Origin of the sequence: Nocardioides sp., from assembly GCF_036267815.1 — a bacterium.
In the GTDB taxonomy this organism is placed as follows: domain Bacteria; phylum Actinomycetota; class Actinomycetes; order Propionibacteriales; family Nocardioidaceae; genus Nocardioides.
On record NZ_DATAVI010000056.1, the window covers coordinates 1 to 19198 of the forward strand.

The window sequence follows — 19198 nt, forward strand, 5'->3', positions numbered from 1 at the left end:
TCATCGCCTCGCCGTGACTCCGCACCTGTGCGTCATGCGCAACGGACCTCCCGATGCGCAACAAGTATCGGGAGATCGCGAGAGGCGGGTCAAGGAGCTGTCCGGGTGGCGGAGGATGCGGGATTCGAACCCGCGAGGGCTGTTAACCCAACCCGCTTTCCAAGCGAGCGCCATAGGCCACTAGGCGAATCCTCCGCGCAGGAGGCTACCCGCGCCGCGACCACCCCACGAAATCCGTCGGCCCACGATTCGGATGACCTCCGAGGGGTCACCTAGACTCGCGGCCAACCCCCCATGCGGCGGCACCTCGCTGAATCCCCCAGGGCCGGAAGGCAGCAAGGGCAGGCGGGCTCTGCTGGGTGCGTGGGGGGCCTCGTCATGCCCGTTCGTGCCGGGTGGGGCTCGGGAGCCGTCCGGCGGCGCAGGCGCGGGTCTAGCATCCGCTCGTGTCGTTCCTCGACCTGGCCCTCGTGTGCACGGTCGCGCTGGCCGGCCCGCTCCTGGCCACGCCGCGCAGCTGGCACCTGCCGGTCGTCCTGGGCGAGCTGGTCGCGGGGGTCGTCCTCGGCGCCACCGGGTTCGGGCTGCTCCACGCCGGTGACCCGACGTTCTCCTTCCTGGGCGGCTGCGGCTTCGTGCTGGTGATGTTCGTGGCCGGCACCCATGTGCCGGTACGCGATCCCCGGCTGCGCACGGCGTTGCGCACCGGCATCGTGCGGGCGGTCCTGGTGGGCGTCGTCGCCGTCGCCCTCGGGTACGTCGTCGCCGACGTCGTCGGCACCTCCCACGCCCCGGTGTACGCCGTGATGATGGCGTCGTCGTCGGCCGCGATCGTGCTGCCGGCCGTCGACTCGCTCCATCTCACCGGCCCCGATCTGGTCGACCTCCTGCCGCAGGTCGCGGTCGCCGACTCGCTGTGCATCGTGCTGCTGCCGCTGGTCATCGACACCGCCCACGTCGAGCGGGCCGCGCTGGGTGCGCTGGCCGTGCTCGCCGCCGGAGGCGTGCTGTACGGCGTCCTGCGCTGGGTCGAGGACCGCGGCCTGCGTGAGCGCGTGCACACCGTCTCCGAGGACCGGCGGTTCGCGGTCGAGCTGCGGGTGAGCCTCGCGCTGGTGTTCGCGATGGCGGCGCTGGCGGTCGCCGTCCACGTGTCGCTGATGCTCGCCGGATTCGTCTCCGGGCTGGCCGTGGCCTTCGTGGGTGAGCCGCGCCGCGTGGCCAAGCAGCTGTTCGCGGTGACCGAGGGGTTCTTCGGTCCGCTGTTCTTCGTCTGGCTCGGCGCGAGCCTCCAGCTGCGCAACCTCGTCTCGCACCCGTCGATGATCGTGCTGGGCCTCTGCCTGGGGGCCGGCGCGACCCTGGCCCACCTCGCCGCCGTCGTCCTGCGTCAGTCCGCGCCGTACTCCCTGCTCGCGACCGCCCAGCTCGGGGTTCCCGTCGCCGCCGCGACAGTCGGTCAGCAGCTCCAGGTGCTCGAGCCCGGGGAGGGAGCGGCGCTGGTCCTCGGTGCGCTGCTCGCCCTGGCCGTGACGGTCGTCGGCGGGTCGCTGGCGGCCGGACGCAAGGCCCCCGAGCCCACGTCCACCACCACCACCACCACCCCGGAGCCGGCGGGTGGCTGAGGCTCGCGAGCTGACCGCCGACTACGAGGCGTGGCTCGCGCGGCAGATCCCGCTCGACCGATCCGCGCTGCGAGACAAGCACCGCGAGCTGGCCCACGACGAGTACCGGTTCCTGCGCGGCACCTACTACCTGTGGCTGGTCCGGGTCGCGGCCGAGGCGCCCGAGGTGCTGGCGAGGGCCCCGGTGCCGCTGGTCGGGGACCTGCACGTGGAGAACTACGGCACCTGGCGCGACCGGGCGCAGGTGCGCCGCTGGGGGGTCGACGACCTCGACGAGCTGGCCCGCGGCTCCTGGCTGCTCGACCTGCTGCGGCTCGCCGTCTCGGCCGTCCTGGCGCCGCACCTCGCCCTCGCCGACGACGAGGTCTGCGACACCGTGCTCGCCTCCTGGCACACTGCCACCCCCGGCGTGGCAGTGGACCTGCGCGACGCTCCGCACCTGGAGCCCCTCGTGCCCGAGTTCGCCGACCCCGAGGCGTTCTACACCTCCCTGACCGCCGGGCGCGCCGTCGACGACGTGCCGGCCGCCGTCGTCGCGGCGGCCGAGCGCGTCGCCGAGCAGGGCTGGCGACCGGCCTGGCACGTCCACGAGGCCGGCACGGGGTCGCTCGGACACCGGCGACGCGTCGGGGTCGGCCGCGCCTTCGACGGCTCGTGGCATGCCCGCGAGGCCAAGCAGCTCGGACCGCCGTCCTGCGTGTGGGCCGCGACGCGCGTCACGACTCCCGGCGTCCCGAGCCCCGACGAGACGGCGTACGGCGAGGTGACCGGGGCCGTGCGCGGACCTGCCGGGGCCGCCCGGGTCGAGGACTGGCAGGTGCGCGACCTGGCGCCGGACGTCGTCCGGATCCAGCCCGAGGGACGGCGCCACCACGACGCCCGACGGCTGCTCGAGGCGATGGCCCGTGCCGCGGCGGACGTCCACGGCGCCGATCCGACGGCCTGGGCGACCGCGCACGACGAGGGGGTTGCCGACCACGACTTCCGAGCGCTCGTCGCGACCATGGCCGACGTCGTCCGCCGCGACTTCGCCGGCCACCGCTGACCGCGACGTCCACCCCGCCGGTGCCCGGTGGGGCACGGTGGGGCGCTGCCTCCCGGTTGTCGGCCCGGCTGGCTAGGGTTCGCAGGGTGGAGTCACCGCTCGCCCTCTATCGCCGCTACCGGCCCGAGACCTTCGCCGAGGTCATCGGGCAGGATCACGTGACCGAGCCACTGCGGGCGGCTCTCGCGGGCAACCGTGCCAACCACGCCTATCTCTTCTCCGGTCCGCGCGGGTGCGGCAAGACGACGTCGGCGCGGATCCTGGCGCGCACGCTGAACTGCGAGAAGGCGCCGGTCGCCGACCCGTGCGGCGAGTGCGAGTCCTGCGTCGACCTGGCCCGGCGCGGTCCGGGCTCGATCGACGTGATCGAGATCGACGCCGCCTCCCACGGTGGTGTCGACGACGCGCGCGACCTACGCGAGAAGGCGTTCTTCGCGCCGGTGCGCAGCCGCTTCAAGGTCTACATCATCGACGAGGCCCACATGGTGAGCACGCAGGGATTCAACGCCCTGCTGAAGCTCGTCGAGGAGCCGCCGCCCCACCTCCGGTTCGTCTTCGCCACCACCGAGCCGGACAAGGTGATCCCCACCATCCGCTCGCGCACCCACCACTACCCGTTCCGGCTCATCCCGCCCCGGCTGCTCACGACGTACCTCTCCGAGCTGTGCGACAAGGAGCAGGTGCAGATCGAGCCTGCCGCGTTGCCGCTGGTGGTGCGGGCCGGAGGCGGCTCCGCGCGCGACACCTTGTCGGTGCTCGACCAGCTGATGGGCGGAGCCGGGCCCGAGGGGGTCACCTACACCTTGGCGGCCGGGCTGCTCGGCTACACGCCGGACACGCTGCTCGACGAGGTCGTCGACGCCTTCGCCGCCGGCGACGGCTCCGCCGTCTTCGGTGTCGTCGACAAGGTGATCGAGACCGGTCAGGACCCACGCCGATTCACCGAGGACCTCCTGCGCCGTCTCCGCGACCTCGTCATCGTCTCGGCCGTCCCCGACGCGCCGGCGACCGGGCTCATCGACATCGCCGAGGACGCCGCCGAGCGCCTGGTCGGACAGGCCGCCCGGTTCGGCCCGGCCGAGCTCTCCCGGGCGGCCGACCTCGTCGCGACCGGGCTCACCGAGATGCGCGGGGCGACGGCTCCGCGCCTGCTCCTCGAGCTGATCTGCGCCCGGGTGCTGCTGCCCGGCGCCGACCACTCCTCCGAGGGGGTGATGGCGCGGCTCGACCGTCTCGAGCGCCGGATGACGATCAGCGGGGGAGACCCCTCGCCGGCGCCGACGGTCGCAGCCGAGCCGGAGGCGGTCGCGCCTGCGCCCCCGGTCATCGAGCCGACGCCGGTCGGGCCAACCCCCGAAGCTGTCGTCGAGCCCGCCGCCCAACCCGCCGCCCAACCCGCCGCCCGGCCCGCCGCCCAGCCTGATGCGGAGCCTGAGGCGAAGCCGGCTCCCGCCCGGGCGTCGGGCGGGTCGGCGCTGACCCTGGTCGACGTGCGCCGGCTGTGGCCCGACATCGTCGAGGCGACCAAGCAGCGCCGGCGGCTGACCTGGATCTACCTCACCCAGCAGGCGCAGGTCGTCGGCGTGGACGCCGAGACGCTGACCCTGGGCTTCAGCAACGCCGGCGCGCGCGAGTCCTTCGACACCGGCGGCAGCGCCGAGATCGTGCGCCAGGCCGCGATCGACGTCGTGGGTCACGACTGGCGCGTCGAGACGATCGTCGACCCGGGGGCCGACGCGTCGGCTCCCGCGCCGGCACCCCGACCGCCCGTGGAGCGGGCCGAGCCCGCCAGGCCGCCGTCGCAGACGGCGGGCGACCAGCTGGGCTCTCCTTCGGCGTCCGAGCCCGGCACGTCCGCGGCTCCGGGGGCCGCCCCGCCCGAGGCCCCTCCTGACTCTGCTCGGGTCGACGACCCGGACCCGGCCGCCGAGGGGGCCCGTGCCGACGACACCGACGTCGACACCTCCGGATCCGACAGCACCCAGCTCCTGGCCGACGCGCTCGGTGCGCAGGTCATCGAGGAGATCCCCCACCCGTGAGCAGACCCGGACCCACGACGAGACGACAGGTGAGGCCATGACCGACAACCCCTTCGAGGCCCTCGGCGGCTCCCTGGGAGGCGAGGGCGGCTTCGACTTCCAGGGTCTGCTCGAGCAGGCCCAGCAGATGCAGGAGCAGCTCGAGAGCGCCCAGCACCGGCTGGCCGATGCGCGGGTCGACGGCACCGCCGGCGGCGGGGCGGTCACCGTCACGGTCAACGGAGTCGGCGAGCTGTGGGCGGTCACGATCAAGCCCGGCACCATCGACGGGTCCTCGGCCGACGACCTGCGCGACCTCGGCGACCTGGTGGTCGCGGCCTACCGCGACGCCAAGGCCCAGGCCGACAGCCTGGCCAGCAGCGCCCTCGGCCCGCTCTCGGGAGGCATGCCCGGTCTCGGTGGGCCCGCCTCCCCGGGCTCGACCGAGGGAGACTGAGGTCCTTGTACGAAGGCGTCGTCCAGGACCTCATCGACGAGCTCGGCCACCTGCCGGGCGTGGGTCCCAAGGGTGCGCAGCGGATCGCGTTCCACCTGTTGCAGGCCGAGCCCGCCGACGTACGCCGGCTGGCCGAGGTCCTGCTCGAGGTCAAGGAGCGGGTGCGGTTCTGCTCGATCTGCTTCAACGTCTCCGAGGACGAGCAGTGCCGGATCTGCCGCGACCCCCGGCGCGACCAGGCGGTGCTGTGCGTCGTGGAGGAGTACAAGGACGTCGTCGCCATCGAGCGCACCAAGGAGTTCCGGGGGCGCTACCACGTGCTCGGCGGTGCCATCTCGCCCATCGACGGCATCGGGCCCGACCAGCTCCACATCCGCGAGCTGCTGGCCAGGCTGGCCGACGGCGCGGTGAGCGAGGTGATCCTCGCCACCGACCCCAACCTCGAGGGCGAGGCCACCGCCACCTACCTCACCCGTATGCTCAGGGCGTTGGAGATACGCATCACCCGCCTGGCGAGCGGGCTCCCGGTCGGAGGCGACCTGGAGTACGCCGACGAGGTGACCTTGGGGCGGGCATTCGCGGGGAGGCGAGCGGCAGAGTGAGTGAGGACACCACCGAGGAGATCTCGGTGCCCCTGGTCGTGACCGGATCGGTCCTGCCCGCGAGCGACCCGGAGGACGACTTCGCGGTGGAGATCGCGGATCAGGTCACGAGCTTCCTGATCGCGCTCAAGGCGGTCGCGGCGGAGGGCAACCCCGGCACCGGCATCTCCATGCTGCTGCTCGAGATCAGCCAGCTGCTGCTGGCCGGTGCCCGCCTGGGCGCGCAGGTGGACTTCACGCCCACCACCGACTACCAGCCCGACATCGGTCCCGACCCCGACCTCGACGAGCTGCGCCTACGGCTGGCTCGGCTCTTCGGCGGCGTCGACACCTACAGCTTCGTGTTCGACCCCTACGACCCCGAGGTCGTGGAGAGCCAGCTCTCCGACGACCTGACCCAGATCGCGGCCGACCTGGAGAACGGCCTGCGTCACTTCGCGCTCGGCAACACCGCCGAGGCGCTGTGGTGGTGGCAGTTCTCCTACGTCTCCTCCTGGGGGAACCTCGGCGGAGCCCTCCTCAACGCCCTGCTCTCGATCGTGGCCCACGACCGGCTCGACGTCGAGTACACCGGCGAGCTCGACCGGGTCGCCGCGGCCAACGAGATGCTCGACGAGGCCCAGCCGACCTGAGACGGCGCGAGCCGCTCGCGACGGCGACGGTAAACTCGCCCGAGGTCGCAGCGTCGCGGCGTACGTCGTCGTCTCACCCCTCCCGAGGATCCCTCGTGCTCTCCCAGGTCAGCTCGCCATGAGCATCGTCGTGCAGAAGTACGGCGGCTCCTCGCTCTCCGACGCCGACGCCGTCAAGCGGGTGGCGCACCGGATCGTCCAGGCCAAGAGGCAGGGCCACGACGTAGTGGTCGCCGTCTCGGCGATGGGCGACAGCACCGACGAGCTGCTCGACCTCGCCAACGAGGTGAGCCCGCTGCCGCCGGCCCGTGAGCTGGACATGCTGCTGACCGCCGGTGAGCGGATCTCGATGGCGCTGGTGGCGATGGCGATCTCCGACCTCGGCTTCACGGCCCGCTCGTTCACCGGCTCGCAGGCCGGTGTCATCACCGACTCGGCGCACGGCCGCGCCAAGATCATCGACATCACGCCGGGCCGGATCACCCAGGCCCTCGCCGACGGCCACATCGTGATCGTGGCGGGGTTCCAGGGCGTCAGCCAGGACACCAAGGAGATCACCACGCTGGGTCGGGGCGGCACCGACACGACCGCGGTCGCCCTGGCGGCGGCCCTCGGCGCCGAGGTGTGCGAGATCTACACCGACGTCGACGGCGTCTTCACCGCCGACCCGCGGCTGGTGCCCTCGGCGCGCCGGCTGACCCGCGTCTCCACCGAGGAGATGCTGGAGATGGCGGCCTCCGGGGCGAGGATCCTGCACCTGCGCTGCGTCGAGTACGCACGTCGCTACGACATCCCGGTCCACGTCCGGTCCTCCTTCTCGCAGAAGGAGGGCACCTGGATCCTGCCCAACCCCACGGAGGGAGCAGAGCCCATGGAGCAGGCGATCATCGCCGGCATCGCCCACGACCGCAGCGAGGCCAAGGTCACCGTGGTCGGCGTGCCCGACAAGGTCGGCGTCGCGGCGCGCGTCTTCGAGGCGCTGGCCGACGCCGAGATCAACATCGACATGGTGGTGCAGAACGTCTCGGCCCAGGCGACCGCGCTGACCGACATCTCCTTCACGCTGCCCCGGGCCGACGGCCAGACCGCGATGGCGGCCCTGGCCCGGCTCCAGAGCGAGGTCGGCTACGACCGGCTGATGTACGACGACGAGATCGGCAAGGTCTCCCTGATCGGCGCCGGGATGCGCTCCCACCCGGGCATCACGGCGAAGTTCTTCGCGGCCCTGGCGAACGCCGGGATCAACATCGAGATGATCTCCACCTCCGAGATCAGGATCTCGGTCATCGTCGACGAGGCGGACGTCGCGGAGGCCGTCCAGGCCACGCACACGGCGTTCGACCTCGACAGCGCCGAGGTCGAGGCGGTCATCTACGGAGGCTCCGGCAGATGAGCGGGCCCGGCGGTCTCCGCGTCGGCGTGGTGGGCGCGACCGGGCAGGTCGGCACGGCGATGCGCCAGATCCTGCTCGAGCGCGGGCTGCCCGTCGACGACGTCAGGTTCTTCTCCTCGGCCCGCTCGGCCGGCACCGTGCTGCCGTTCGGCCACCGCGAGGTCACCGTCGAGGACGCCGACGGCGCCGACCCGAGCGGCCTCGACCTCGCGCTCTTCTCCGCGGGCGCGACCGCCTCCCGGCGGCTTGCTCCGCGCTTCGCCGAGGCGGGGGTGACCGTGATCGACAACTCCTCCGCCTGGCGGATGGACCCCGCGGTGCCGCTGGTGGTCTCGGAGGTCAACCCCGAGACGATCCAGCGGGCGTGGTCGAGCTCCGGCAAGGGCATCATCGCCAACCCCAACTGCACCACGATGGCGGCGATGCCGGTGCTCAAGCCCCTGCACGACGAGGCCGGGCTGGTCCGCCTGGTCGCCTCGACCTACCAAGCGGTCTCCGGCAGTGGCCTGGTCGGCGTCGAGGAGCTCGCCGGTCAGCTTGCGGCGGCCGGCGAGAAGGCGCGCGAGCTGGCCTACGACGGCTCGGCGGTGACGTTCCCGGAGCCGACGGCGTACGCCGACACCATCGCCCACAACGTCCTGCCCCTGGCCGGCTCGATCGTCGACGACGGCGACTTCGAGACCGACGAGGAGAAGAAGCTGCGCAACGAGAGCCGCAAGATCCTCGACATCCCCGAGCTGCTCGTGTCCGGCACCTGCGTGCGCGTGCCGGTCTTCACCGGCCACAGCCTGTCGATCAACGCCGAGTTCGCGCGACCGCTCACGGTGGCGCGCGCCACGGAGCTCCTCGCCGGGGCACCGGGGGTCGAGCTCGCCGACGTCCCGACTCCGCTGCATGCCGCCGGCCGCGACCCGTCGTACGTCGGGCGCCTGCGGCAGGACCCCGGCGTCCCCGAGGGTCGCGGGCTCGTGCTGTTCGTCAGCAACGACAACCTCCGCAAGGGCGCTGCCCTCAACGCCGTCCAGATCGCCGAGCTGGTGGCGGCTCAGCGCGGAGGGGCCGCCGGCTCGGTGTAGGTCGTGGTCAGCCACCACGACCCCACGTAGGTCAGCATCGCCAGCACCGGCACGGCGTACGCCGCCCAGCGCTGGTCGAGCGCGGGGAGCAGCGCCAGCAGGACGAGCACGACCAGCAGTGCCATCGCGAGCAGGCTCGTGCTCGTGGGGGTGGCGACACCCAGCACCCGCAGCAGCACCGAGCCCAGGACGACGGCCACGACGGTGATGACCAGCAGCGGCGCGAGGCCCGCCTCGCCGCACGACGACGTGCCGCGCAGCGAGGTGCACGCGCGGAGGGTCGCCGAGGTCATCGCGACCAGAGCAACGCCCACCACGACGCCGGTGGCCAGCGCCGCCGCCGGACCGGGTAGGTGGACGCGCAGGGTGAGGCGCGGGGTCAGGTGCGGGGTGAGCCTGGGCAGGCGGAGCGGCTGCTCCTCGGTCTCGCCCGCCGGGCCAGCGTCCTGCGCCATGCCTCGCAGTCTGCCACTCCCGGGTGCGACCCCCTGCCGGCGAGGACGGCGACACTACGATCCGGCCGTGGGCGAGAGCGGGCGGACGTGCAGGCGGGCGGCGCCGCTCCTGGGGGCCCTCGTCGTGACGCTGCTCGCGCTCGTGCTGGGTGCGAGCCCGGCGTCGGCGCACGCGACCCTGGAGAGCAGCTCGCCTCCGGCCGACGCCGTCCTGCGCACGGCGCCGACGTCGGTCACGCTGGTCTTCGACGAGGGGATCTCGCTGCTCCCGGACTCCCTGCGGGTCTTCGGACCGGACGGCGGTCAGGTCGACGACGGGCACGTCGAGCACGCGCGCGGCATCGCCGCCACGGCATCCGTCGGGCTGCACACCGGTCTGGCCGACGGCACCTACCTGGTCGCCTACCGGGTCGTCTCCGCCGACTCCCACCCGGTCTCGGGTGCCTACACGTTCTCGATCGGGCACCGGTCCACGCCGCCGGGCTCCCCACCCGCGACCCGCGGTTCGGCCCCGGTGGACGTCGCGCTAGGGGTCTCTCGCTGGCTCGGCTATGCCGGCGCGGCGCTCGGCCTCGGCGGCTTCGCCTTCCTGGTGTGGTGCTGGCCGGCGGGCTGGTCGTCTCGGCGGGCGCGCACGATCGTGAACGGCGGCACCGGGTCTCTCGTCGCCGGGACGATCCTCGCCCTCGTGCTCAAGGGTCCCTACGACGCCGGCCTCGGGCTGGGTCACGTCGTCGACGGGGCGCTCCTGCGCGAGGTGCTGGGCACGACGTACGGTCGCGCCCTGGATGCCCGGATCCTGCTGCTCGCGCTGGTGGTCCTCCTGCTCACCCATCGCGAGCGGGTGTCGCCCCGGCTCGTCCGCGCTCTCGTCGGGGTCGCGCTCCTCGCCACCGGGGTCACCTTCGCGCTGGGCGGGCACGCCGCGGCCGGCAGCCACCGGCTGCTCGCGGTCACCAGCGTCTCGGTGCACGTGGCGGCGATGAGCGTGTGGCTGGGGGGCCTGGCCATGCTCGGTCTCGTGCTGCTGGCCGAGGGCGGCGCGCCGGCCGAGGTCGTACCGGTGGTGCGGAGGTTCTCCACGGTGGCGGCGACCTCGGTGTGCCTGCTGCTGGCGACCGGGACCTACCAGGCGCTGCGGGAGGTCCGGTCCTGGGACCTGCTGCTCGACAGCCACTACGGGCACGTCCTGTTGATCAAGATCTGGCTGGTCGTCATCGCGCTGGGTGCGGCGTCCGGGTCGCGAGCCTGGGTGTGGCAGTCCACGAGGCTCGCGGGTCCGCCCCTGCGCACGCTGCGCAGCAGCGTGGCCCTGGAGAGCGTGGCCCTGGTGGCCGTGCTCGTGGCCAGCACGCTGCTGGTGACCAGCGACCCCAAGGCGACCCGGCTCGTCTCGGCGCCGGTCTCCGCGACGCTGCGCGCCGGCCCGGACTCGGTGCGCGTCTCCGCGGTCCCCGACGGCACCCGGCGCGTGCGGCTGCGCCTCGTGGTGCTCGACGCCCACGGTGACCCGGTCGACCCACCCGAGGTCGACGCGGCGCTCTCGTTGGCCGCCCAGCAGGTCGGTCCGCTGCCGGTCGGTCTCGCGCGCGGAGGCCGGGGCGTGCGCACGGGCCAGGTGAGCCTGCCGTTGGGCGGCCTCTGGCAGCTCGCGGTGACGGTCCGGACGACCGCGATCGACGAGGCGACGGCGTACGTCGAGGTGCCGGTCGGCTGAGTCGCCCTGGGACGGCTCGGCGGCTCAGCGTGATGAACCGTCGCCACCGAGCCGCAGCAGGGCCGCCGCCCCGGCCGCCAGCGCGACCAGCAGGGCCACCACCGACAGCACCAGGGCCGCGGTCGCGCGGCCGCTCCCGCCGCTGGTGTGGCCCTCGACTGATGCAGGGCTGCTCGAGCCGGTGGTCGCGGCAGCCAGGGTCAGGGTCGGCGCGGGATGCTCGGGCTCGGGGCCACCTGGCGGAGTCAGGTCGATCCAGCGGACGACGGTGCCGTCGGAGTAGGTCTGGAGGGCCTTGAAGACCATGGTCGGCGCCTGCGGCAGGGGGCCCACCGAGATGGCGAACTCCTCGAACTCGCCGGGCTTGACCGACGTACGGCGTGAGTCGGCGGTCCAGGTCACCTCGGAGACGGCCTGGGTCACCTGCCCGTCGTCGGAGCTGATCGGCTTGTCGAGCTTGGTCGTGTGCACCCGGAAGCTCCAGCCCGGAGTGGGTCGCACCGACACCGACGCGAGCGGCTGCGACGGCGGGAAGAAGACCTGGACCTTCGTGGTGTCGGCGTTGTCGGTCTCGTCGGGCACCCGGAAGGTCAGCACGGCGTACCCGCCCCGGGTCGCGCCCGGAGCGTCCACCGTCACGTGGGCCGAGGCCGGGCCGGCGGCAAGGAGGACGGCGAGGGCGGCGAGGGCGGCCAGCGCGAGGCCGGCCGTGACGCGCGCAGTGACGGTTCGCATGCTTCCTCCTGGGCGGGCGGTGCCGCCCGACTAGGAGTAGACCATCTGGCCGGGCGCGGCACCCTGGCGGGCCGCGGGCTGGGCTCGCGTGGTTCGATGATCGTGCGATGAACCACCAGCACCTGCCTCCCCTGGACTGGGGCACCTTCCTCGGCACCTGGCAGTCCCAGCCGGGCTGGCTGGTCGTGTGCTCGCTGGTCCTGGTCGTCTACGTCGTCGGGGTGCAGCGCGGCCACCGTCACGGCGGCACGGTCGGACCGATCCGGGTGGCCTGCTTCGTGCTCGGGCTGGTCGTGCTGATGGTGTGCCTGTGCTCGGCGGTCGACGCCTATGCGATGTCGCTGTTCTGGATGCACATGGTCGAGCACCTCACGCTGATCACCGTGGTCCCGGCCCTGCTCGTGCTCGGCCACCCGCTCACCGTGTTGCGCAACGCCGGCGCAGACACCTGGCGGGGCAGGGTCGACCGGCTGCTCCAGACCGGACCGGTGTCGTGGCTCTTCCACCCGCTGCTCGGTCTCACGGCGTACGGCGTGGTCATCTTCTACACCCACCTGACGCCGTTCATGGACACGATGGCCACCAACCCCTCGCAGATGACTCTGGAGCAGGTGCTCTACCTCGGGTCGGGTGCCTGGCTGCTGCTGGGCGCGATCGGCGACGAGCCGATCCGGTGGCGCACGCCGTACCTCCTGCGGATCATCCTGCTGGTGATGGCGATGGTGCCGGACACGCTCGTGGGCATCGTGCTGCTCCAGACGGAGCGCGACCCGTTCCCGACCTACATGGCGATGCGGCCCGACTGGGCCCCCGGCGCCATGCACGACCTGGATGCGGGTGGCTCCTTGATGTGGGCCGGGGGTGACGGGCTGATGATGCTGCTGGCGGTCGGGGTGGTCATCGCGCTGCTCTCGCGGCAGCGGGACAGCTTCCTGGGCACCTGGCTGGAGTCGGCGCGCACCGGCACGATGGTCGGCCACGTCGAGCGCTCCGGAGGGCAGCTGGCCCTCGAGGACGGCGCCACCGTGGACGACGACGACGCGGCGCTGGCGGCGTACAACGACATGCTGCGTCGGCTCGGGACCGGCCGTGAGCCGAGGTCGGGTCAGTCCTGAGGCCCGTGGCTCGGACGGGCGACGTTGCCGCTGAGGCAGCCGGGCGACTTGCACGGCGGGCCGTCGTCGGTGAGGTGCACTCGCGACTGGTGGGTCGGGACGTGTCCGCTCGCGGCGAGGCTGTGGGCGCCGGTGCCGAGCAGGAGGGCGAACGCGACGCCGGCGGTGGCGACGGCGACCCGGACGGGGTTGTGCATATGAGGCTCCTGGGGGTTTGCGGGTAGGGCGAGCCTCGCCGAGGCCGGCGCATCGGTCTGTCACCTACCTGACACAACGCCCGGTCAGCCGACAGCCAGCCTCACCCGTCGGATCACCGCGGAGTCGAGTCGTCGGCTCGCGTACCACGTCCAGTACTCTCCGGCACCGACCGGTCGGTAGTCGGTGCGCAGGACGTGGCGGAGCCAGCTGTCGGTGGCCACCCGGCCGACGGCGATCAGCTCGGGATGGCGCGCGGAGATGCGCGCCGCCAGCCCCGGCAGGCCGCCGGCGAGGTGGTCGTCGAGGAACGGCGTCATCGCGGAGTTGAACAGCTGCCACGGGTAGGGGTTGCGACGCTGGAGGAGGGCCGGCACCTCGGGGACGTCGATCGAGAGCACCACCGCGCCCGGGGGCAGCGCAGCGACAACGCGGTCCACCGACGCGCGCTCGCCCGCTAGCTCGTTGCTGCGGGTGCTGACGGACTGCACGGTGGCGGCCACCAGGGCGGTCACCACGACCGCGGTGGCCACGCGCACCCGCGCCGGGCTGGAGATCGAGTCGACGCATCGCAGGGTCAGTGCCGCAACCCCGATCGCGGCGAACGGCAGGACGACGAACAGGTCCGGCCCGCCGTTGATGGCGTAGCACGTCCACACGCCGGCCACGAGGCCACCGGCGGCGAGGGCGACCAGGTCGCGGTCCCCGTCCGGCGACGGGCTTCGCCTGAGCCGGGACGCCGCGAGCGCGCCGAGGACGAGCAGCGCGAGCCAGCCGAGGACCACGAGCACGAGCGACGCGTCGTAGGCATGGGTGAGCAGGCGCCAGCTCTGGAGGATGTTCGGCTGGGAGGTGTAGCCGACGTTCACGAGGACGAACCCCCACCACGCCACCCGCAGGTGACCGGAGACCAGGAAGAGCAGGCCAGCCAGGACGGTCGGTACGGCGCCGCCGGCGACGTACCGCGTCAGCCCGCGGACCCGTGACCCCGCCATCGTCACCGCGGCCACCACCGCGGCTGTGACAGCCGCCAGGACGACGGGCTGCCACGTCAGCGTCGCGAGCGCGGTCAGCGCGCCGGCCCAGAGCCACTGCCGGCGCACCAGCAGGAGCAGCGCCGCCTCCAGGAGGAGGAGCATCAACGTCTTGTCGCGAGGGCCGTCGCTGGCCAGGGCCGTGAAGCTCTCGAACGTCAGCAGCACCGCCGGCGCGACCCACCCCGCGAGACGAGACCGCAGGGCCTCGCGGGCGAGCGCGCTGAGCACCGCCGCAGCCAGGGCCGAGATCACCAGGTAGGTCAGCCGAGCGGCGAGCACCGGATCCAGACCCAGCGCCCACCCGAGACGGACGCCGACTCCGGTCGCGACATCGACCAGCGGTCCGATCGAGTTGAAGATCCCGACGTAGGGAGGCGCACCGTGGGCGAACCGCTCGCCGCCGTAGACGAAGGCGCCCTGGTCGTGGCCCAGGGGTCCGTCGAACCCGTGCAGACCGCAGACCAGGAGAGCGATCAAGCCGACGACCACCGGGTCGGAGACTCGCCCCTCGGAACGTCCCGGCAGCCGCACGGCGTGAACCTATCCCAGGACGAACTCAGGGCCTGAACGTCACCAAGAGACCTCGGTCGGCTGGCGCGGGGCTTGGCTCGCTGCTGGGTCCGAAGAACCGCGCACCCAGCCCTGCCGACGCGACGCGGCGAAGCCGTAGGACTGGCCCGAGCTGATGCCCGAGCTGCTCAGAGGAGCCTGCTCTTGGCTCAAGGACCTCCACGTCAGGGCCGTCAACGCCCTCGCCGGCGAACTCCTCCGCACACTCGGCGGCAACCCGGAAAGGGACTGCCGGCCCGAGACCCCGGATGAGGAAACGGCCGAACCCGCACATGGCAGGTCCGGCTGTCGCCGATGTCTCGAGACACCAATTGGTCGGGCTGACAGGATTTGAACCTGCGGCCTCCTCGTCCCGAACGAGGCGCGCTACCAAACTGCGCCACAGCCCGATTGCCGGAACCGGCTGTGACGGCCGGGCGACAAGCATCGGCGAGCATACCTGAGCGGCATGGTCGCTCCCGAATCGCGGTCCCGGCCTCGGCGAGCGGCGAAGTCAACCCTGGGAGACCAGGGTCAGGAGGGTGGCCTCGGGCCGGCACGCCGTCCGGATCGGGAAGTACGGCGAGGTGCCGAGGCCGGCCGAGACGTGCAGCCAGGTCGACCGCGCGTCGCCGGGGCGGGAGGTCGCGGGGTGGCGATGCAGACCCTTGGCCCGGGCCGGCTCGAGGTCGCAGTTGGTGACCAGCGCCCCGTACCCCGGCAGGCAGATCTGGCCGCCGTGGGTGTGGCCGGCGAACACCGCGTCGTAGCCGTCGCGGGCGAACTGGTCGAGCACCCGGAGGTACGGCGCGTGGGCGACCGCGATCCGGACGTCCGCCTCGGCGGGAGCCGGGCCGGCCACGGCGTCGAGGTCGTCGTACTCCAGGTGCGGGTCGTCGACGCCGGCCCACGCGAAGCGCAGGCCGTCGAGCTGGGTCGTGGCGCGGCTGTTCGTCAGATCGGTCCAGCCGGCCGCGCCGAAGGCGTCGCACAGGTCGCGCCACGGCAGCTTCACGGTGTGCACGGTGCGTGACTTGTCGTCGGGCAGCAGGTACCCCAGCGGGTTGCGCAGGATCGGGGCGAAGTAGTCGTTGGAGCCCAGCACGAAGACCCCGGGCACGCCGAGGAGCGGGCCGAGGGCGTCCAGCAGGCTGGGCACGGCGTCGGGGTGGGCGATGTTGTCGCCGGTGTCGACGACGAGGTCCGGCTCCAGGTCGGCCAGCGAGCGCAGCCACTCCCGCTTGCGGCCCTGACCGGGCGTCAGGTGCAGGTCGCTGAGGTGGAGCACGCGCAGCGACCGCGCGCCGGCGGGCAGCACGGGCAGCTCCACCGAGCGCAAGGTGAAGGCGCGCGCCTCCCACACGGCGTACGCCGTCACGCTGGCCCCGACGGCGACGCCGGCGCCCAGGGTGCGTGCGAGGAGCCCGGCCGGAGTCACGCCGCAAGGCTGTCACATGGGCACGCACGCCGCCGAATGTCGCCCGACGTCGACACGGCACAATGACCCGCATGAGCGAGCTCAAGGATCGGTTGCGCCAGGACCTCACCGCCTCGATGAAGGCGCGTGACACGCAGCGCTCGTCGACGCTGCGGATGGTGCTGTCGGCGATCACCAACGCCGAGGTCGCCGGCAAGGAGGCCCGCGAGCTCAGCGACGACGACATCGTCGGCGTGCTGTCCACCGAGGCCAAGAGGCGTCGTGAGGCCGCGACGGCGTTCACCGACGCGGGCCGCTCCGAGCTGGCCGACAAGGAGACCGCCGAGGCCGCGGTGATCGCGGACTACCTGCCCGAGCAGCTCGACGCCGCCACGGTCGCCGAGCTCGTGACCGCCGCCATCCAGCAGACCGGCGCCGCCGGGGAGGGCCCGCGGGGGATCGGCAAGGTGATGGGCGTGCTCACCCCGCAGGTGCGGGGTCGCGCCGACGGAGGTGCCGTGGCAGCCGAGGTACGCCGACAGCTGGGGTGAGCCGCACCCGAGGTCGCCGCCCTCGGAGGGGCACTAGTGGTGGCCGTGGCCGCCGTGATGATGGTGGTGGCCCGGTGGTGGCGCGGGCGTGCCGTCGGAGAGGTAGACGGTGATGCTGGTGCCGCTGGCCACCTGACCGCCCGCGCCCGGGCTGGTGTAGGCGACGGTGCCCTGGGGGTAGCCGGAGTCGCGCTGGCCGCCGTTGACCACGGTGAAGCCGGCCGCCTTGAGCTGGCGCGACGCCGCGTCGTACGTCTCGCCGCCGACGTCGGGCACGCTGGTCAGCACGCCGTTGACGTCCTCGCCGCTCGGTGGTGTGAACCTCGCGTCGGGCAGCCACTGCTGGATGATCTTCATCGCGTCGTACCACATCGGTCCGGCGGTGGTGGAGCCGTGCGCGACGTCGGTGTAGACCCCGCCGATGGTCTGCTGGTTCAGCGTGACCCAGTGTCCGAGCCGGTTGGCGCCGGCGATCATCGACGCGGTGGCGAGGTTGGGCGTGTAGCCCATGAACCACACCGACATGTTGTCGTTGTTGGTACCGGTCTTGGCGGCCGCCTGCTGGTTCAGCAGAAGGTTCTCGCCGAATCCGCCGGGTGCCATCACGCCCTCGAGGACGCTGTTCACGGCGTCGGCCACGGGGGCGGCGACGACCTGCTTGCACTGCTCGGGGTAGGTCTTGAGCTGGTGCCCGTCGGAGTCGTCGATCGAGGTGACCGGTCGGGGGGCGCAGTAGAGGCCGCGCGCCGCCCAGGTCGCGTAGGCGTCCGCGAGCTGAAGCGGGCTGATCGAGGCGACACCCAGGGTGAACGACGGCACCAGCTCGGTCGCCTTGTCGGTCAGGTCCATCCCCATCTCGTTGGCCAGGTGGAACGGCTCGCACAGACCGGTCTGGAGCTCGAGCTTGGCGAAGAACGGGTTCACGGAGTTCTGGGTGCCCTGGTAGAGGTTCATGCTCCCCGACGTCGTCGAGGTGTGGACGTCCCAGGTGTCGGTGCTCTCGAAGTGCTGCCCGTGGCAGACGCGGTACTGGCTCATCGGGATCTTGACCTCGGGCGGGGCGTTGATCGTCTCGGTGAGCGGGATGCCCTGCTGGATCGCCGTCGCCAGCACGAAGGCCTTGAACGTCGAGCCCGGCTGGAAGCCAGCGGAGTCGCCGTACTGCTGGGGCACGGTGTAGTTGATGTAGGTCTGACCGGCCGCCGCGTCGCTGCCCATCGGCCGCGACTGCGCGAGCGCCTTCACGTCGCCGGTGCCGGGCTGGACCATCGCCAGCGCGCCGATCGCCTGGTTCTGCGCGAAGACGTGGTGCCTCACGGAGTTGTCGGCGGCAGTCTGGAAGCGCGGGTCGATCGTGGTGTGGATGACCAGGCCGCCGGTCTTGAGCAGGTTGCTCCGGGCGGCGACCGTCTTGCCTAGCGCGGGGTCCTGCTCGAGGTAGTGCACGACGTAGTCGCAGAAGAAGGGCGCGGTGGAGTTGATGCAGCCGTTCGGGGTCGGCACCGGGTGCAGGCCCAGCGGCTGCTTCTTGTACTTGTCGGCCTTGTGCTGGGAGATGACGTGCAGCTGCGCCAGCCGGTCGAGGACGACGTTGCGCCGCTGCATGCCCCGATCGGGGTTGCGCAGCGGGTCGTAGCCGGTCGGGTTCTTCACCAGGCCGGCCAGGGTGGCGCCTTGGACCCAGGTCAGGTCCTTGGCGTTGACGCCGAAGTAGTGACGCGCCGCCGCCTGGACGCCGTACGCCCCGTCGCCGAAGTAGGCGATGTTGAGGTAGCGCTCGAGGATCCAGTCCTTGGAGTAGTGCTGCTCGAAGGCGATCGCGTAGCGCAGCTCGGTGAGCTTGCGGGCATAGGTGTCAGCCGTCGCCTCCTTGCGCTCGGCCTTCGTCTTGGCCTGGGCCAGGAGGGTCATCTTGACCATCTGCTGGGTGATCGAGGACCCGCCCTGCACCACGCCGCCGCTGGACTGGTTGGTGACCAGCGCGCGCAGCGTGCCCTTCAGGTCGAGGGCTCCGTGCTGGTAGAAGCGGTAGTCCTCGATGGCCACGATCGACTTGACCATCTTGCGCGAGACGCTGTTCAGCGGCACGTTGACGCGGTTCTCGTCGTACAGTGTCGCGATCGTCTGGCCCTGCTGGTCGACGATCTTCGTCTGCTGGGCCAGCGGCTGGGTGCGCAGGTCGGCCGGCAGCGACTCGACGGTCTGCGAGACCTTCTTCGACGCGATCCCGAACACGCCGGCGAACGGGATCGCGAGACCCGCCACCACGACGCCCATCACGGCCGCGACGGCCGCCATCACGCCCAGATGGGAGAGGATGCGAGAGGTCGGAAGACGCTCCTCACGGGGCATGGCCATGCCGGTCAGGGTACGGGACGGCCAAGTGACCTGCCCATTTGAGACCAACCCGGACTAGTCCGATCGGACTACGGGGATGAACCCGGACGAGTCTGTCCCTGGTGCGGGTCTGTTCTTTACGTTGGTGTCTCGACTGAACATCGCCTCGGGGGGATGGCTTCATGGGGAAGCGCAGTCACCTGACGATCGTGGGGACGTCATTATGTGGAACCAAGATTGGG

At 72.2% G+C, this 19198-nt stretch carries 17 protein-coding genes, 2 tRNA genes and 1 other RNA gene; 12 read left to right on the forward strand and 8 right to left on the reverse strand.

The features are described from left to right. Nucleotides 1-106: 106 nt before the first annotated feature. Nucleotides 107-195 (reverse strand) — tRNA-Ser (locus tag VHW64_RS11625). Nucleotides 196-285: 90 nt separating this feature from the next. Here VHW64_RS11625 and ffs point away from each other — a divergent pair. From ffs to VHW64_RS11670, 9 genes are all read left to right on the forward strand, one after another. Continuing rightward, nucleotides 286-377, forward strand: an RNA gene (gene ffs / locus VHW64_RS11630) — signal recognition particle sRNA small type. 69 nt (nt 378-446) lie between these two features. Then, nucleotides 447-1625 carry a cation:proton antiporter gene (locus VHW64_RS11635; protein ID WP_329650721.1) on the forward strand — a complete coding sequence of 393 codons (1179 nt, stop codon included), beginning with the start codon at nt 447-449 and terminating at the stop codon, nt 1623-1625. Continuing rightward, nucleotides 1618-2670, forward strand: a complete 1053-nt coding sequence (locus VHW64_RS11640) for a DUF2252 family protein (RefSeq protein WP_329650722.1) — start codon at nt 1618-1620, stop codon at nt 2668-2670. Before VHW64_RS11635 ends, VHW64_RS11640 begins: the two co-directional genes overlap by 8 nt. An 86-nt stretch (nt 2671-2756) precedes the next feature. Next, nucleotides 2757-4709: a DNA polymerase III subunit gamma and tau gene (locus VHW64_RS11645; protein WP_329650723.1), complete on the forward strand. Its 1953-nt coding sequence runs from the start codon at nt 2757-2759 to the stop codon at nt 4707-4709. Between the two features lie 37 nt (nt 4710-4746). Next, nucleotides 4747-5145, forward strand: coding sequence for a YbaB/EbfC family nucleoid-associated protein (locus tag VHW64_RS11650; RefSeq protein ID WP_329650724.1), 399 nt, complete (start codon nt 4747-4749; stop codon nt 5143-5145). A gap of 5 nt (nt 5146-5150) precedes the next feature. Further along, on the forward strand, nt 5151-5747 hold the full coding sequence (recR, locus tag VHW64_RS11655) for a recombination mediator RecR (protein ID WP_329650725.1): 597 nt from the start codon (nt 5151-5153) through the stop codon (nt 5745-5747). After that, the gene (locus VHW64_RS11660; RefSeq protein WP_329650726.1) at nt 5744-6379 is read left to right on the forward strand and encodes a DUF5063 domain-containing protein; all 636 of its coding nucleotides are present in this window, start codon (nt 5744-5746) and stop codon (nt 6377-6379) included. The genes recR and VHW64_RS11660 overlap by 4 nt, the downstream gene beginning before the upstream one ends. A gap of 118 nt (nt 6380-6497) precedes the next feature. Beyond that, nucleotides 6498-7772, forward strand: a complete 1275-nt coding sequence (locus VHW64_RS11665) for an aspartate kinase (RefSeq protein ID WP_329650727.1) — start codon at nt 6498-6500, stop codon at nt 7770-7772. Further along, nucleotides 7769-8848: an aspartate-semialdehyde dehydrogenase gene (locus VHW64_RS11670; protein ID WP_329650728.1), complete on the forward strand. Its 1080-nt coding sequence runs from the start codon at nt 7769-7771 to the stop codon at nt 8846-8848. Before VHW64_RS11665 ends, VHW64_RS11670 begins: the two co-directional genes overlap by 4 nt. Here the strand turns inward: VHW64_RS11670 and VHW64_RS11675 are convergent. Next, entirely contained in the window at nt 8818-9303 is a 486-nt protein-coding gene (locus tag VHW64_RS11675; protein WP_329650729.1) for a hypothetical protein, read from the reverse strand. The genes VHW64_RS11670 and VHW64_RS11675 overlap by 31 nt on opposite strands. 67 nt (nt 9304-9370) lie before the next feature. On the opposite strand from VHW64_RS11675, the gene VHW64_RS11680 reads away from it, so the two are divergent. After that, nucleotides 9371-11020: a copper resistance CopC/CopD family protein gene (locus VHW64_RS11680; RefSeq protein ID WP_329650730.1), complete on the forward strand. Its 1650-nt coding sequence runs from the start codon at nt 9371-9373 to the stop codon at nt 11018-11020. Between the two features lie 24 nt (nt 11021-11044). Here the strand turns inward: VHW64_RS11680 and VHW64_RS11685 are convergent, their stop codons facing one another. Further along, nucleotides 11045-11755, reverse strand: a complete 711-nt coding sequence (locus VHW64_RS11685) for a YcnI family protein (RefSeq protein WP_329650731.1) — start codon at nt 11753-11755, stop codon at nt 11045-11047. A 107-nt stretch (nt 11756-11862) separates the two neighbouring features. On the opposite strand from VHW64_RS11685, the gene VHW64_RS11690 reads away from it, so the two are divergent. After that, entirely contained in the window at nt 11863-12870 is a 1008-nt protein-coding gene (locus VHW64_RS11690) for a cytochrome c oxidase assembly protein (RefSeq protein WP_329650732.1), read from the forward strand. On the opposite strand, the gene VHW64_RS11695 is transcribed toward VHW64_RS11690, so the two are convergent. From VHW64_RS11695 to VHW64_RS11710, 4 genes are all read right to left on the reverse strand, one after another. Then, the gene (locus VHW64_RS11695) at nt 12861-13067 is read right to left on the reverse strand and encodes a hypothetical protein (RefSeq protein WP_329650733.1); all 207 of its coding nucleotides are present in this window, start codon (nt 13065-13067) and stop codon (nt 12861-12863) included. The genes VHW64_RS11690 and VHW64_RS11695 overlap by 10 nt on opposite strands. A gap of 84 nt (nt 13068-13151) precedes the next feature. Then, nucleotides 13152-14633 (reverse strand): hypothetical protein, encoded by a 1482-nt coding sequence (locus tag VHW64_RS11700; protein ID WP_329650734.1) that lies wholly within the window; start codon nt 14631-14633, stop codon nt 13152-13154. A gap of 351 nt (nt 14634-14984) precedes the next feature. Then, nucleotides 14985-15061, reverse strand: a tRNA-Pro gene (locus VHW64_RS11705). Between the two features lie 104 nt (nt 15062-15165). Further along, on the reverse strand, nt 15166-16089 hold the full coding sequence (locus tag VHW64_RS11710; RefSeq protein ID WP_329650735.1) for a metallophosphoesterase: 924 nt from the start codon (nt 16087-16089) through the stop codon (nt 15166-15168). 71 nt (nt 16090-16160) lie between these two features. On the opposite strand from VHW64_RS11710, the gene VHW64_RS11715 reads away from it, so the two are divergent. Beyond that, complete coding sequence (locus VHW64_RS11715; protein ID WP_329650736.1) at nt 16161-16619, forward strand: GatB/YqeY domain-containing protein; 459 nt, start codon at nt 16161-16163, stop codon at nt 16617-16619. A gap of 33 nt (nt 16620-16652) precedes the next feature. Here VHW64_RS11715 and VHW64_RS11720 read toward each other — a convergent pair whose 3' ends face one another. Further along, nucleotides 16653-18977: a transglycosylase domain-containing protein gene (locus VHW64_RS11720; protein ID WP_329650737.1), complete on the reverse strand. Its 2325-nt coding sequence runs from the start codon at nt 18975-18977 to the stop codon at nt 16653-16655. Nucleotides 18978-19198: the final 221 nt, after the last annotated feature.